This window comes from Vibrio sp. 1167 (assembly GCF_033340375.1).
Taxonomy (GTDB): Bacteria; Pseudomonadota; Gammaproteobacteria; order Enterobacterales; family Vibrionaceae; genus Vibrio; species Vibrio alginolyticus.
This window is the reverse complement of sequence record NZ_JAWOWK010000009.1, coordinates 105,841-121,411: the sequence shown is the minus strand read 5'-3', so window position 1 is coordinate 121,411 and position 15,571 is coordinate 105,841. Positions and strand designations below refer to the sequence as shown.

The 15,571-nt window shown below is 44.8% G+C and carries 12 protein-coding genes; 9 read left to right on the top strand and 3 right to left on the bottom strand.

The window, feature by feature from the left end; translation table 11 throughout:
- The first annotated feature begins 98 nt into the window (after positions 1 to 98).
- Together R7Z78_RS18295 and glgC are read left to right on the top strand one after the other, a co-directional pair.
- Positions 99 to 1,847: a formate--tetrahydrofolate ligase gene (locus R7Z78_RS18295; protein ID WP_104976103.1), complete on the top strand. Its 1,749-nt coding sequence runs from the start codon at positions 99 to 101 to the stop codon at positions 1,845 to 1,847.
- A gap of 537 nt (positions 1,848 to 2,384) precedes the next feature.
- Positions 2,385 to 3,602 carry a glucose-1-phosphate adenylyltransferase gene (glgC, locus tag R7Z78_RS18290; RefSeq protein ID WP_104976104.1) on the top strand — a complete coding sequence of 406 codons (1,218 nt, stop codon included), beginning with the start codon at positions 2,385 to 2,387 and terminating at the stop codon, positions 3,600 to 3,602.
- A gap of 97 nt (positions 3,603 to 3,699) precedes the next feature.
- On the opposite strand, the gene R7Z78_RS18285 is transcribed toward glgC, so the two are convergent.
- Together R7Z78_RS18285 and R7Z78_RS18280 are read right to left on the bottom strand one after the other, a co-directional pair.
- Positions 3,700 to 6,861 carry a chitinase C-terminal domain-containing protein gene (locus tag R7Z78_RS18285; RefSeq protein ID WP_104976105.1) on the bottom strand — a complete coding sequence of 1,054 codons (3,162 nt, stop codon included), beginning with the start codon at positions 6,859 to 6,861 and terminating at the stop codon, positions 3,700 to 3,702.
- Between the two features lie 277 nt (positions 6,862 to 7,138).
- Entirely contained in the window at positions 7,139 to 8,020 is an 882-nt protein-coding gene (locus tag R7Z78_RS18280) for an AraC family transcriptional regulator (RefSeq protein ID WP_053303593.1), read from the bottom strand.
- Positions 8,021 to 8,226: 206 nt separating this feature from the next.
- Between R7Z78_RS18280 and R7Z78_RS18275 the strand changes: the two genes are divergently transcribed.
- From R7Z78_RS18275 to R7Z78_RS18245, 7 genes are all read left to right on the top strand, one after another.
- Complete coding sequence (locus tag R7Z78_RS18275) at positions 8,227 to 9,375, top strand: iron-containing alcohol dehydrogenase (protein ID WP_104976106.1); 1,149 nt, start codon at positions 8,227 to 8,229, stop codon at positions 9,373 to 9,375.
- A gap of 294 nt (positions 9,376 to 9,669) precedes the next feature.
- Positions 9,670 to 10,326 carry a lysoplasmalogenase gene (locus tag R7Z78_RS18270; RefSeq protein WP_005376394.1) on the top strand — a complete coding sequence of 219 codons (657 nt, stop codon included), beginning with the start codon at positions 9,670 to 9,672 and terminating at the stop codon, positions 10,324 to 10,326.
- A 162-nt stretch (positions 10,327 to 10,488) separates the two neighbouring features.
- Positions 10,489 to 11,223 (top strand): amino acid ABC transporter ATP-binding protein, encoded by a 735-nt coding sequence (locus R7Z78_RS18265; protein ID WP_005386072.1) that lies wholly within the window; start codon positions 10,489 to 10,491, stop codon positions 11,221 to 11,223.
- Complete coding sequence (locus R7Z78_RS18260) at positions 11,223 to 12,020, top strand: amino acid ABC transporter permease (RefSeq protein WP_104976107.1); 798 nt, start codon at positions 11,223 to 11,225, stop codon at positions 12,018 to 12,020. The genes R7Z78_RS18265 and R7Z78_RS18260 overlap by 1 nt, the downstream gene beginning before the upstream one ends.
- A 9-nt stretch (positions 12,021 to 12,029) precedes the next feature.
- Positions 12,030 to 12,848, top strand: coding sequence for a transporter substrate-binding domain-containing protein (locus tag R7Z78_RS18255; protein WP_086047417.1), 819 nt, complete (start codon positions 12,030 to 12,032; stop codon positions 12,846 to 12,848).
- Between the two features lie 81 nt (positions 12,849 to 12,929).
- On the top strand, positions 12,930 to 13,850 hold the full coding sequence (locus R7Z78_RS18250; RefSeq protein ID WP_104976108.1) for an amino acid ABC transporter permease: 921 nt from the start codon (positions 12,930 to 12,932) through the stop codon (positions 13,848 to 13,850).
- A gap of 92 nt (positions 13,851 to 13,942) precedes the next feature.
- Positions 13,943 to 14,761, top strand: coding sequence for an EAL domain-containing protein (locus tag R7Z78_RS18245; protein WP_104976109.1), 819 nt, complete (start codon positions 13,943 to 13,945; stop codon positions 14,759 to 14,761).
- Between the two features lie 106 nt (positions 14,762 to 14,867).
- Here the strand turns inward: R7Z78_RS18245 and R7Z78_RS18240 are convergent, their stop codons facing one another.
- Positions 14,868 to 15,401, bottom strand: coding sequence for an RNA-binding S4 domain-containing protein (locus R7Z78_RS18240; protein WP_005376400.1), 534 nt, complete (start codon positions 15,399 to 15,401; stop codon positions 14,868 to 14,870).
- Between the last annotated feature and the right edge of the window lie 170 nt (positions 15,402 to 15,571).

The following is a 15,571-nucleotide window of genomic DNA, read 5'->3' as shown; positions in this document are numbered from 1 at the left end:
AAACAGTACCATCACCAAGCAGACCTTTGCCTCACAATAATACTCGTTATAACTCAGGTAGTTTTTCAACGCTACCTGTGCCACTTTGGGGATTCTCCATGCAGTCAGATATCGAAATTTGCCGAAACACACCACTTTCTTCTATTGATGTTATCGCGGAAAAAGTAGGACTATTGCCCGAAGAGTATGACACTCACGGGAAGCACAAAGCCAAAGTCCACCCAAAATGTTTGGAACGACTCAAAGCAAATGATGACGGTAAACTTGTACTCGTCACTGCGATCACGCCGACTCCTCTTGGCGAAGGAAAAACCGTTACGACGATAGGACTGGCGCAAGGTTTAGCAAAGCTTAATCAATCTGTTATTGCATGTATAAGGCAACCTTCGATGGGACCCGTCTTCGGTATTAAAGGTGGCGCAGCGGGCGGTGGTTATTCTCAAGTAGCTCCAATGGAAGAGTTAAACTTACACCTTACTGGTGACATTCACGCAGTGACAGCGGCGCACAACCTTGCTTCAGCCGCTCTTGACGCTCGCTTGTTCCATGAGCAACGCGAGGGTTATGATGCCTTTGAATCACGCACCGGGTTAAGAGCACTTAAAATCGACACGGCAAGTATTACTTGGAAACGAGTGATGGACCATAATGATCGTGCACTACGTAAAGTCAAAATTGGCCTCAATGATGCAGGAAAAACCATCAATGGTTTCGAGCGTGACGAAGGGTTCGATATTTCAGCCGCTTCTGAGTTAATGGCTATCATTGCACTAGCCAAAGATTTAAAAGATTTACGTCAACGTATTGGGAAAATTGTCGTAGCGTACGATTTGAACGGAAACCCCGTCACTACGGAAGATCTACAAGTTGCAGGAGCAATGGCAGTAACACTAAAAGAGGCGATTGCACCAACACTGATGCAAACTCTAGAAGGTGTTCCTACGTTGATCCATGCAGGTCCATTTGCAAACATCGCCCATGGAAATTCATCCATTATCGCGGACGATATTGCGCTCAAACTGTCAGGTTACACGGTAACTGAAGCCGGTTTTGGTTCGGATATGGGATTTGAGAAAGCGTGTAACATTAAAGCTGCTGCCGCCAACAAAGCCCCGGACTGTGTAGTGATCGTAGCAACATTACGCGGCCTCAAAGCGAATTCCGGACACTACGATTTACGACCAGGTATGGCTATTCCAGATTCCATTTTTAATCCGGACCAAGCAGCATTGGAGGCTGGGTTTGAAAATTTAAAATGGCACATAAATAACGTTCATAAATACGGTTTACCTGCTGTCGTTGCCATTAACCAGTTTCCACAAGATTGTGTGAAAGAGCTTAAAGCTCTTGAAGATCTGATTCACCAATTTAATCCCGAAGTTAAAGTAGCCATCAGCACCGCTTTTTCGCAAGGCGGACAAGGCGCAACGGAACTAGCTCAACATGTTATTGATGCGTGTACCACGCCTGTAGAGTTTTGTCCGTTATACAACAAAGAGCAATCATTACTCGAAAAGCTCATGGCAGTATGTGAAGCGGGCTATGGAGCAACCAATATAGAAATGACTCCTATCGCGACTGAACAGCTCAAACATTTTGAGCAATTAGGCTTTAACAACTTAGCGGTTTGCATCGCGAAGACACCACTATCTATAACCACGGACTCCGCAGTCAAAGGGGCACCAACTGGTTTTACCGTCCCAATCCGCGAGCTGCGCTTGTGTGCGGGCGCAGGATTCGTTTATGCATTATCTGGTACCGTGATGACGATGCCAGGCTTACCTGATAAACCCGCATTTATGAACTTAGATCTTGATGATGAAGGAAATATCGTCGGTCTCTCTTAGTGCAGTGATAACGTATCGCTATCAGTGAAGTGAGCATATTCATTGAGTGAGTGGTCTACTTACCTATCCACTCACTCTCAACAACTGTGAAAAGAGTTGTCTCAGGCCTTCTACTCTTGAATTGTTGATACAAAGCTCTCCTGCCTTACATCAACGCGCCTGTTTTAGACCTTTAGAGTTAAGGCGCTAACCCTAAGCCTTGTTTAGCCATAGTTATTAAGCTAGAAAACCCTATTTATCTTCTTGTTTTGTCGCCACTTTACATTGTAAATCCATACTTGTTGACTTCTCCTTTCTACAATTTTGCGCCAATTTGATGCACGGGCTATTTAGCGCTTCACTAATATGGTGCAGTTGTCTTACAGTGAAATTTTAACCTCCTTGATTTTTAAGGAGATATTCTATGGCTCGATTCTTGTAGTAGACTTTTCACTAATAAGCACATTAGCACATGCTTTTCAAAACCTCTGCGTTGCATACCACCTCCTTCAGGTTAGCACCGTTTTGATGCATGTCAGAAAAGGGAAAGGGAATACTATGGAAGACGCACTCGCCGTAATTTTAGCAGGAGGGATGGGGTCTAGACTCAGCCCACTCACCGATGACAGAACCAAGCCAGCCGTACCTTTTGGCGGAAAATATAGAATTATAGATTTCACACTAACCAATTGTTTACATTCGGGTTTACGCAAGATCCTTGTTTTAACCCAATATAAATCTCATTCACTTCAAAAACACTTACGAGACGGCTGGTCGATATTCAATCCAGAGCTAGGCGAGTACATTACTGCTGTTCCACCACAAATGCGCAAAGGTGGTGCATGGTATGAAGGAACCGCCGATGCGATTTATCACAACATGTGGTTGCTATCGCGAAATGATGCAAAGTATGTGGTTGTGTTATCCGGCGATCATATCTACCGAATGGACTACGCCGCAATGCTTGAAGAGCATAAAGAGAAAGGTGCTAAGCTCACCGTTGCCTGTATGGATGTTCCCGTAGAGGATGCTTCAGCATTCGGTGTAATGGGCACCGCAGAATACGGGCTAGTTACTTCGTTTATAGAGAAACCTGAAACCCCACCTACCCTTCCTGGAAGCGCGACCAGAAGCCTTGTTTCTATGGGAATATATATCTTTGATATGGATGTTTTGAAAGAAGCGCTTGAAGAAGACTCAAAACTCGATTCATCAAGCCATGACTTCGGAAAAGACATCATACCTAAGCTGATTGATACCGAATCCGTTTACGCTTATCAATTCTGTGGCAGTAAAGGGCGCGTCGATAAAGATTGCTATTGGCGCGACGTGGGTACCATTGATTCCTTCTATGAAGCGAATATGGATCTACTAGAACCTGTGCCGCCAATGAACCTTTATCAGTCCAATTGGGCGATTCGTACTTACGAGCCGCAGTTTCCACCAGCTCGTACCGTTTCTTCTGCTACAGGCAATGAAGGTATTTTTATTAACTCCATCATTGCTACCGGTGTCATCAATTCTGGAGGCTCAGTACAGCATTCCATCATTTCCTCTAACGTACGCATTCAAGACAGTGCAACGGTAGTCGATTCCATCATATTTGATGACGTAGAGGTTGGTGAAGGAAGTCAGTTGGTCAACTGCATAGTTGATAAACATGTTCGTATTCCGCCACATACTCAAATTGGCATCAACAAACTTGAAGATGCAAAGCGATTTAAAATCTCAGACAAAGGTATTGTCGTCATACCCGAAAGTTACCAATTCGATTAAACGACAAACTATCACAACAAAAAAGCGCACGATAATCATCGTGCGCTTTTGTTCAAGTGCCCGTAAACATTAGGCTATAACAAATAATCCATAATAATTAGATGTTACATACCGTTGACCAGCTACCATCTGTACCCGGTTCAGCCGCTGTCCACCAGTTCGCTTGGTAAACCACATCGTTGTGGATGATCTTATCACCTTGGTTAGCGTGGCTTGGATTACCTGCCCAATCCGTTTGTGGCAGAGCTGGGTATGTCACTAAACCTGTCGTATCACACGTACCTGGTTCAGTGGTACCACCACCCGTGCCCGCATTGAGATCACCAATTGGTAGATCTGGCTGTTCAAACTTAAACGCAAACTCTTTACCACCAGAAATCACTGAGTAGTTAGCCGGACCAGAGATTGGTAGGTAGTAAACCATATCAAGCTCGTAAGTGCCGCCCGCCGGCAAGTCTTTCCATGCTGGTAGAGAGAACGACACACGGTGCATTACGCCATCTAAGCCACCAATGTTGTTTGCTCGAGTATGTCCAGAAGCAATCACTTTCAAACCACCACCTGATTGGTCTTTCGCGTTGTCCGGCGCAGATACTGGGATATCGAATTGGAATTCAGTACCGCCAGGGATCGCTTGACCAGTGTTGTTCGTAAACGTGATTTTCGGGTTAATTGGATAGTTTTGGTCGCCAACTTTGAAGCCGCCAACACTAACAGTAATGTCTACTGCTTCAGTTGGTGTTGGACCAGTCGCTACTTTGTTACCGTAAGGCGTCGCAGACTTAAACTTGTCGTAGATAGCTTTGGTCATAGTGTTACCCATGTGGTATTCACCATTACCCGCCGCACAAGCTTGTTCAGTTGCATCTACTGCCGTACGATTACCATTTGCATCCAGTACGTAACAGTTGTAGTCACCTGCTAGTTCCCAGAACATGATACCGCCGATCTCTTTATCGATAACGTAATCGGCTTTCACCTCGATAGAAGCTTTATCTTCCGTAGATAGGAATACGCTCTTCTCTGCGTTCCACAACCAAGGTGCCACAGCAACGCTATCGTAATGACGAGTATAAGTACCAACAAACTTATCTGAAGGATCGTTGACTGGGTCGAGACCGTAAGCAGCTGCGTAAGAGCCCCAAATACCGTTTTCTAGGTTCTTAGCATGCCACATTGGGTTAGAACCAGCGCCCATTTCGTTTCCTTTAGGGTCGGTATCATGCCACATGTTGTCGATACCAATAGCGCCGTGACCACAGTTGTTCTTCTCACCTTCACCTGTGCCCGGTTGGCACTCTGCTTGGTTTGGTAGTGCCGCTCGGCCCCAAAGGCCATTTTCGCCACCAGTAACACCTTGCCAACCACGGGTGTAGTAAGGAACACCAATGTTGATACGACCTGCTGGCATAGAACCACGGAAGTAATGGTAAGCCCAGTCTGTGTTCAAGTAACCGATACCACCGTATGCAGCAGTGCCGTATACGTTCCACTGCGCTAGCTCCGAGTCTTTACCTGTATCGAATAAAGCCGCGTTATGACCAACGTGATCATTCCAAGCCCCATGCAAGTCGTAAGACATGATGTTTACGTAGTCTAGGTACTTAGTTACATCGAAGGTTTCCATCCCACGTAGCAAGTAACCTGAAGATGGTGCTGCGATAGTCAGCATATAATGAATACCATCTTGCGCGGATGCCGCATCAAGTTTCTCACGCAATACTTTCATCAGCTCTTGGTAAGACGCCCATAAATACTGACGACGTGGTTCCATGAAGTCTTTGTCGTAAGGGTTACCAGCACCAGCCATTGACGTCGGGTATTCATAGTCAATATCCAGGCCATCGAACTTGTACAGACGCATCATTTCAACGGCAGAAGTTGCGAACTTCTCAATACCAGCATGATTAATAGAACCGTCCGCATTCGTCGTCATGGTGTAGAAGCCACCATCAGCTACACGATCGCCGTTCGTATCGAAGTGACCGCCCGTTTCAGCCCAACCACCAATCGAGATTAGCGTTTTAACATCATGTTTTTGCTTGTAAGTTGCTAGTGCACCAAAATGACCTTTAAAACCAAGAGCAGGATCTACCTCAACGCCTGGCCAAGTTTTACCTGTAGCAGGGTTGTTAGGATCATTAACGTCGCCAACGTTTACTTTGCCGTCAGAACCAATACTCACAAACGCGTAGTTAATGTGAGTAAGTTGTTCCCAAGGAATGTCTTTAACAAGGTAAGTCGATTGTGGGTCGTCACCTGCTCGCCAACTGGTGAAGTAGCCGATTACACGACGTGGGTGATCAGCCCCCATTTTCTCACGGCCTTCTTCGTCATAAATAGAACAGTAAGGAACATCTACACCCGTTGTTTGATAAAGACCATCAGGACGACAATTAGATGTCACTGCGCCGCCGTTTACCGTTAACGTTGCAAGTGCAGAATCTGCTGTTGCTCCAGCATCATCGGTTGCTCTCGCATAAACACTTAATGAGCCAGCTTGTGAAGGGGTTACATCCAGCGTGTATGGTGCTGTTGTAGCAGTGCCAGCAAGCACACCTGCAACATAAAAATCAACTTTAGCAACGGTACCATCCGCATCCGTAGCATTTGCAGTCAGTGTGACGGAACCACCCAGGTCAATAGAGTTCGCAGAAAGCACGACATCCACTGTCGGCGCTTCGTTACCAGGTTGCGCTGATGCCACAGTTAACGTCACAACACTTGCCGTACTAACGGCACCTGCATCGTCATAGGCCTTGGTAGAGAACTCGTGCTGTCCTTCAGTTGCTGTCCACGATGCAGCATACGGCGCAGACGTTGCCTGACCAACTAATACACCATCAACAAAGAACTCTACTTTGCTAACAGTCCCATCAGTATCTGCCGCATCTGCAGCTAGGTTAACAACATCACCCGCAGTCACAGAAGCCGACGCAGAAGGCGATGTCAGAGTAACCGTCGGGACTTCATTCTGAGGTGGATCAACCGGTCCAGTGCCATCACAAGCGCCAAGTGTTTCCCACTCGCCCCACTCACCAGATTGCGCTGGATTGTTGTTTTGCGTCCAGTAACGCGCTTTATAAGCATTACCTTCATGCTGAACTTGGTCGCCACCGTTATAAACTTTTGATGATTGCCAAGTTTCTAGAGGGGCACAGTCAACTGCTGCGTAGCTATTGAAGGCCATAAGACAAGAAGCGGTGAGTGTGCTTAGTGTGAACACGTTTTTCACTGCGTTGCCGTTTTTAAGGTGCATAATCGCTCTTCCTTAAGTTATTGTTAAAACAATACTAAATGCGCTAAACGAAGCGCATCTATACTTTTATTTCGACGTAAAATAACTTAAGTACAAGTTGGTGATTTCACACTATCTATTTACGAGTTTTCCACACCGCCTCGCAACAATCCACTAAATGATTGCAACAACGTACCTATTATTTGGCACCAGTAACTAATTTTATAACTTAAATAAATATGTCACTCGCAAATTAATAAAAAAGGTAAAAAAAGTCGCCATTTTGAAATAAAGATCACTAAGCCTTTGTTGACCTTGGCGTTTCATTAAAATGCCGCTTGTACTCGCGACTAAACTGTGATGGGCTCGTGTACCCAACCATTCTCGCTGCATCATTAACACGTCGCCCCTCTAACTGGATCAATTCGCGCGCTTTGTTAAGTCGAACTTTCTTAATATATTGCAACGGAGATTCAAGCGTGACATTGCGAAATGCTTGATGGAAAGCAGACACACTCATGTTGGCTTCTTCAGCCAATGCTTGTACGTTCAACTGTTCGTGATACGCTTGATGTACACGATTTAGTGCTTTAGCTACCCTCGCGTAAGAACCTTCTTGATGTGCTAGGTCAAATAAAACATACCCCTCTTTGCTCACCAAAGTACGATACACAATTTCCTCAAGAAGCAGCTCGCCAAGCATGATGACATCAAGCTCGTCACACATTACTTTCATTAACCGCTTGCACGCATCCAACATACCTTCATTCATACGTACCGACTTAAGGCCGCAACGGGTAGCATCCAGACACTTATTACTGAATTTCTCACCCTCTAATTTTTTAACGAGTTTATGAAGAAGCGTTGGCGAAATATCTATCGAAATGCCAAGTAAAGGCTCATTGTTTGTCGCAAACGCTTCGCACTCTAGTGGCATGGGAACCCCGACAACAAGGTAATCATCGGGCCCATATTGCACTGGTGTATCACCAATATGAATGTTCTTATGCCCTTGACCCAATACGATGATGCCGGACTGATAGACAAACGGCTGGCGATGATTCCCTTTGCTACTGCGATAAAACCATACGCCATCTATCGCTGTTTTCTTCATACCTTCTAGGTCATGCAGCCCCTGCTTTTCAACATATTGCTGCATGATATCTGCGAGAGTGTGCATTAGAGCGCTCCATCAATGACCAACGAGTTTGGTCTCTATTATCGTTTCGAGCACTATACTTCCTCTCGACTTTAACTTTCTAGCTCAAGAGCATTAATTTTGTAGAAATAGGCAAATTATTTGCAGAAATCGACCTGTTAACCATCGTTAATCAGGACTAATATGCATGTATTCAATCTCCTTCACTGGAAGCAAGAGGGCTAGTAATGAACTTTTCTTATGTAAACCCAACCAAGATTTTCTTTGGTCAAAAACAAATCGCAGCAATCAAAGAAGCTATCCCATCCGACCAAAAAGTTTTAGTGGTATACGGTGGTGGCTCCATCAAAAAAAATGGCGTGTACGACCAAGTAGCAGAAGCTCTTGAGGCACATGAATGGCTAGAGTTTTCAGGTGTTGAACCAAACCCAACCAAAGAAACACTCGATAAAGCAGTCGCAATGGTAAAAGAGCATGGCGTTGACTTTATTTTAGCGGTAGGTGGTGGTTCAGTCATCGATGGCTCCAAATACGTAGCAGCGGCATCAAAGTATGATGGTGATGGTTGGGATATCATGATTGGTAAGCACCAAGTCACTGAAGCGACGCCTCTAGCTGCAATTTTGACATTGCCAGCAACAGGCTCAGAGTCAAACATGGGCGCAGTTATCACTAAAAAAGAAACTCAAGACAAACTTCCGTTCATGTCTCCAGCAGTGCAGCCAAAATTTGCCGTGTTAGACCCAGATGTAATGAAAACACTGCCAGAACGCCAGCTTATCAACGGCATTGTTGACGCATGGGTGCACGTATGTGAGCAATACTTGACGCTTCCTACCGGTGCAATGGTTCAAGATGGTTACGCAGAAACACTGCTGAAAACTTTAAAAACACTCGGAGAACAGTTTGCGGAACGAGACGACGATATGTGGCGCGCAAACTTAATGTGGTCTGCTAACCAAGCATTGAATGGGTTAATTGGTAGTGGCGTTCCACAAGACTGGGCAACACATATGATCGGCCATGAATTAACGGCTCTATGGGGCGTTGATCATGCGCGTTCTCTTGCAATTGTCCAACCGTCGTTACTTCGTAACCAAATGCAGTTTAAGCGCCCTAAGTTAGAACAAATGGGTCGCAACGTATTTGCTCTTGAAGCAGGTGAGGATTTAGCAGAGCGCACAATCGAAGCTATCGAAGCGTTTTATCATCAACTTGATGTCGCAACTAAGCTCGAAAACTATGGTGAGAGCCGTGAACAAGCTATCGATGCCATCATTGATCAACTAAACAAACACGGCATGACTGTTTTAGGTGAAAACCAGGCGATCACACTTGAACGTAGCCGAGAAATCTTAGAGTTAGCTGTCTCATAACTGCAGCAATTCTTCACTGCCCTTCCTAGGGTTTAACGGTATTGTGACTTAACAGTCACAATACCGTTTTTTTATGCTATTTTGTAAGCCACATCACGTTCAAAACGAGGAGGCTTCTAAAAACAACGATTCCCTCCAGACAAAAAATCGGCCGTGTTGGTTAGTAAAGAGACAACTGTCCAGCTTTACACAAATAAAAATAATTGAGATCAAAGAACGAGTTAACTCGTTAATTAAGTTTTGATTTGTTGTAGTGATGTACTACATAATTTTGTCTGTTCGAGAAAACACTTTATGTGGCTAGTTGTTGTCGTATTAGCATTCATACATATCATCAGTATCCGTAAAGGCTCTAAATGGCTCTTTTACGTTTCTAAACCATTACCAGTGCTCTGTATGCTTGGTATTTTAATTCAGTCCCCGGCTTACCCAATGCCATATGCGCATTGGATTTTGATTGGCTTATCGCTCTCGTTGCTTGGTGACGTGTTATTAATGCTCCCTAGAGACAAGTTCATTACAGGATTAGTGCTCTTTTGCTCTGCCCATCTCTCCTATAGTTATGGTTTTGCCATCATGTCAGCGTGGCATTTTACACCTTGGCTCCCAATTGCCTTGTTCGGACTCGGTATATGCGTCTACTGGTTGTTCCGACCGGATCTCGGTAAAGAAAAACGGCCAGTTGCTAGTTATATATTGGTACTGATGACTATGTGCTGGGCTTCGATCGAGTATTATTTGAGTGGGAAAACACAATCCTCCTCCTTTGCAGTGCTCGGAAGCTTTATCTTTATTATCTCTGGCATCGTATTGGCTTTCGAACGCTTTGGAGGACGGTCAATATTTTCACGACAAGTTGTCATGGTGACCTACTATTCTGCACAGACATTAATGGTTATGTCTGTTGTTGCGATTGTTGTTCGTTATCCGTATCTCGTTGAACTGAGTTAGTCATACTCTAGACTGCACCAACATTAAAGAAACATGGATGTATCTTGTAAGCGATCTGAATAGAGTCTTAAAATCATCGCCTAAACATTAGCTTATTCTTAATGAAATTACGCGCACAACTTGCTATTGTAAAAGGATATTTTTCCGTTATAGCGTGCCCCTTTGAAAGAGAATACTCCCGTCGTTGAGTTTAGCGACGTAAATAAGTGGTATGGCGATTACCACGCTCTAAAAGACATCAACTTCTCCGTGCATTCTGGCGAGATCGTCGTGGTGTGTGGCCCTTCAGGTTCCGGAAAATCAACGCTCATTCGTTGCATCAACCATCTTGAATCGATTCAAGGAGGCCAGCTTCATGTGTTCGACCAGCCTTCTCACGCAAAATCTCTCAAGCCCGGTAAAATCGGCATGGTGTTCCAACACTTTCACCTTTTTCCTCACTTGACTGTACTGGAAAACCTCACCTTAGCGCCGATTCGCACACAAAAATTGTCAAAACAAGAAGCTGAAAAACGCGCAAAACATTACCTAAAGCGAGTCAATATTGAAGAGCAAGCGAGTAAGTATCCTATCCAGCTTTCTGGCGGTCAGCAGCAACGCGTCGCGATTGCCCGCTCCTTGTGTATGGAACCGGATTTACTCCTGTTTGACGAGCCAACTTCGGCGCTTGATCCGGAAATGATCAACGAAGTGTTGGATGTCATGGTTGAGCTGGCTCAAAGCGGAATGACGATGATTTGCGTCACGCATGAAATGGGATTTGCCAAAAAAGTAGCGAACCGCGTGGTATTTATGGATGAAGGCCAAATCGTGGAAATGAACTCTCCAGTCGCCTTATTTGAGACACCACAGCATCCACGCACCCAAGCATTTTTGAACCAAATTTTAAGTTACTGATGATAGTTCGCGTAATCAAACCAGTCCTTCAAGCTTTACTGCAAATGACGCTCCTCTTTATCGCGATTGTGTGGGTGTTGGACTCTGGTGCCGACGCTATGGGCTATCAATGGCAATGGGAGCGCGTACCTGATTACATCGCTTTTTATGAAGATGGCGAATGGTGGCCGGCAGAACTTATTGATGGGCTATTAGTAACGCTTAACATCTCGGCTATTAGTCTATTTTTTACCTTAGTATTAGGGTTGGTTACCGCGTTACTAAGGCTTAGCGATTCGAAAGTCGGCAATGTTATTGGTACCACTTATGTCGAAGTAATACGTAACACGCCGTTGTTGGTGCAAATCTATTTACTCTACTTCGTGTTTGGCCCCGCGATTGGTTTGGACCGATTCAGCACCGCCGTTTTGGCATTGTCCCTTTTCCAAGGTGCCTACACCGCGGAAATATTCCGTGCAGGTTTAAACAGTATTCCTAAAGGGCAATTCGAAGCAGCACAAACTCTCGGGCTATCACCGTTTTATACCTACAAAGACGTAATTTTGCCTCAGGTTTTACAGCGCACATTACCGCCATTAACCAATGAAGTGGTTTCTTTGATCAAAAACTCTTCCATTGTAAGCGTGATGGCGATTTTTGATCTAACAACACAGGCACGCAACATCGTCTCAGAGACGGCGATGCCGTTCGAAATTTGGTTCACCGTGGCAGCAATTTATCTTGCTCTCACTCTGTCACTTTCTGGCTTGTCTGCATGGCTAGAACACAAACTCGGAGCCAGTTGGCGCAAATTATAAGGAGATAACATGAAGTTATTCAAAGCGACCATTACTGCATTATTAGGGCTAGCCATCGCTATGCCTACAATCGCGAAAGAAGATGTCGCCACACCCAATGTAGATCAAATCAAAGAACGAGGCACTTTGCGCGTTGGTATGTCAACATTTGTACCTTGGGCAATGCGTAACAAGCAAGGTGAGTTAATCGGTTTTGAAATCGATGTTGCCAAACGCTTAGCACAAGATTCAGGTTTGAAAGTGGAATTCGTACCGACTGCATGGGATGGCATTATTCCCGCACTACTGGCGAAAAAGTTCGACGTGATCATCGGTGGCATGTCGGTTACGCCTGAGCGTTCCAAAAGCGTCTTGTTTACTGAGCCCTACTCGCACTCAGGCGTTCAAGTAGCAGCAAACAAAGAACTCGCCTCTGGTTTTAGCGAATTTTCGGATTTTGACTCACGACGCGTAAAAATTGCGGCTCGTCGCGGCGCATTCACCGTTCAAGTAGCCAGAGAAACCTTCCCGAAAGCGAAGATCCTGCAATTTGATGACGACGCGCAAGCGTTCCAAGAGGTGCTGAATGGTAACGCCCACGCGGTCATTGCTTCTAGCCCAAAACCAGAACATGAGACAGTGAAACACAGCGACAAACTATTCCTTCCATTCTCTGAGCGACTATCACAAGGTAACGAAGCCTTTGCAGTTCGCTTGGGGGAAGAAGATAAAAAGGCCTTTTTCAATAAATGGATTGAAGCAAGAACCCAAGATGGATGGTTAAAACAACGTTATGAATACTGGTTCTCGACATTAGATTGGCAAGATCAAGTCGCGCAAGGCCAGTAATCTAAATGGCTCGTGGACGCCGCGAGCCTATACTCTCCAATCATCCATTTTACTTTTCCATAACTTATCGGAGTCAAATTTTTGGGCGAACACACTACCACTCGCACAGCACCCGCGAAATCCAGCACAGGCTACCTTTTACCGCAATTAAACACACTAGACTGGGTAATACTTGTTATGTGCGGTATCGGTGGTGTTTGGCTGTACCATCGGTCCGCTGTTGGTGTGCATTATTTGTGGCAGTGGAAAGAGGCGCTTGAATTACTTTTCACGCCTAGAGCAGATGGTGGTTTGCCCTACTTCTTCCAAGGTTTGATTTCGACGTTAAGGCTCAGTATTTGGGGCATCAGCTTCGCATTAGTGTTTGGCACTTTGTTAGGCTTAGCACGCTTCTCTCGTTCCGTTTGGTTGCGCACACCTGCCAATGCGTTTATCCAGTTAGTGAGAAACATCCCTCCGTTGGTGTTTGTTTTTATTTTCTACTTTTTCATTTCTAACCAATTGATCCCGTTACTCGGTTTGGAAGATCTTCTACGAAACTACAACGGCGAACCAAATGCGCTACAGCGCTTTCTGTTTGGGCCTTCAAACCTTTGGGAAAACCTTGCCTCTGGCGTGTTATGTGTCGGCTTACTCTCTTCTGCCTACATTGCAGAAGTTGTGCGCGGTGGTTTACAAAGTATCGACCAAGGTCAGTGGGAGGCGGCTGACTCATTGGGCTTGTCTCGGTGGGTGAAATACCGATTTGTTATCGCGCCACAGGTGCTTAAATCAATAACACCTGCACTTGCCGGTCAAACCATCTCTTTGGTGAAAGACACCTCTATTGTTTCACTGATTTCGATACAAGAAATGACGTTTGTTGGGACAGAGATGGCAAATTCATCAGGGTATATATTTGAAATTTGGTTGATTGTCGGCCTCGCTTACTTCTTAATTTGTTTTGGTCTGTCACTTATTTTTCGCCATATTGAAGCAAAATCGGAAGCCATTTCAAATTAACTCAACCGCATATGTAATTAGGCACATTTGATTCTTCAAATCAGAATTGCACCCTGTTACATTGGCAAGATGCTAAATTTTCGGCGTTTTTCATGGAGTTAAAGAATCAATCCGACTACGAGCGATACATAAAACAAGATAATCTTGGTGAATATTACGTAGCTCTCAATCAATTCACTTTTCACAGTGTTTATCAGCCAATTTTTGATAGACGCCAACGTATTATTGGTATGGAAGCCTTACTGCGTATTCGTGGCATTGATGGTTCCCTAATTCGTCCTGACGTGTTTCTGGCCAATAATGGTCTTGATCCCTACTTTCGCTTATGTGTAGAGTTTTTATCCAGAGCAATGCACATTCGAAATTTTGCACGCTATTTCGCGGGGACGCCGATCAAACTGTTTCTTAACGTCATGCCTCAAACGCTACTCACACTAACCAAAGACATGGGCTTTAAAGATAACGGCCTGCTTTACAAACGCCTTTCCGAACTTGGTATGAGCCCAACAGACGTAGTTTTTGAAGTAGTCGAAGAGTCATGCGGAGATACGGATTTGTTAATCAAAGCCGTACAGTTAATGAAAGCGAATGGTTTTATCTTTGCTATCGATGATTTTGGCGCCCAACATTCTGATATCGCACGTGTTCAGCAGCTCTGCCCTGACATCATCAAAATCGATCGTTCCTATTTGCTAGACTACTGCGCCGGAGAAACCTTTTCCATACATAGCGCTGTTGATCTAGCGGATCATATGGGAGCAAAAGTCATTATAGAAGGGGTTGAAGAAGACGGGCAGCTACAAGCTATGTATCAACTTAATTTGGATTATTACCAAGGCTTTTACTTAGGAAAGCCTTGCGCCATTCATCACTGGACAGATAGCCTAAACATCGAGACGACAGTGCATTAACACTGCCCACTTACAGCACAGTGAAACCAAAAAAGCGCCGATATAATATGCTCGGCGCTTTTTAGTTTTACTCAGATGTCACTTATTTAGTTAAGCGTTCATTTCCCTAGAAAAAATCAATAGAATTACGTCCGCTCTTCGGATCACGAGTGGCTTGCGGTTTGTCTTCTTTTTTGCCTTTCTTAGCAGACTGAGACAACGCTTCTTTCTGCGCTTTACGCTCTTTATGTGCCGCTTTACGGCCTGTTGATTTAGGCCCAGAGGCTTTGGGTGACTTACTTTGACGAGACTTATCTTTACGAGAAGACTGTGCTTCTTTTTTCGCTTTCTTTTCTGCTTTTTGCTCTGCCGTTTCAGGTTCGGTTACTGGCGCATCGCAAACCACAACATAATATTCCTGGTTAAACTCAAAAAAGTCACCATCATACATCTTGCGGCGCTTACGTGTTTCTAGTTCACCATTCACCGCGACATAGCCTTCCTCGATGATATGTTTTGCTTCGCCGCCACCGCTGACCAAGTTTGCGATTTTAAAAAGCTTGTATAGTTCGATTGGATGCGCATCAACATCGATGCCAATCGCTTCGATCTCAATCTCTTCGCCTTCTAAATACTCTTCGTGGTCGTAATCTTGGGTCATGTTACTTACTCTTACTATTTGATGCCCTGAAGTTTAAACGCAATGCTTAAAAATAGAAACCTCTGCCGATGTTCAATCACCGATTCGCCTTGGCATTTGAGCACCTCTTAACCCATTTAACTTGTCGCTTGTTAGCTTGTATACCGATGCGTAGCTCAAACGAAGCTGCA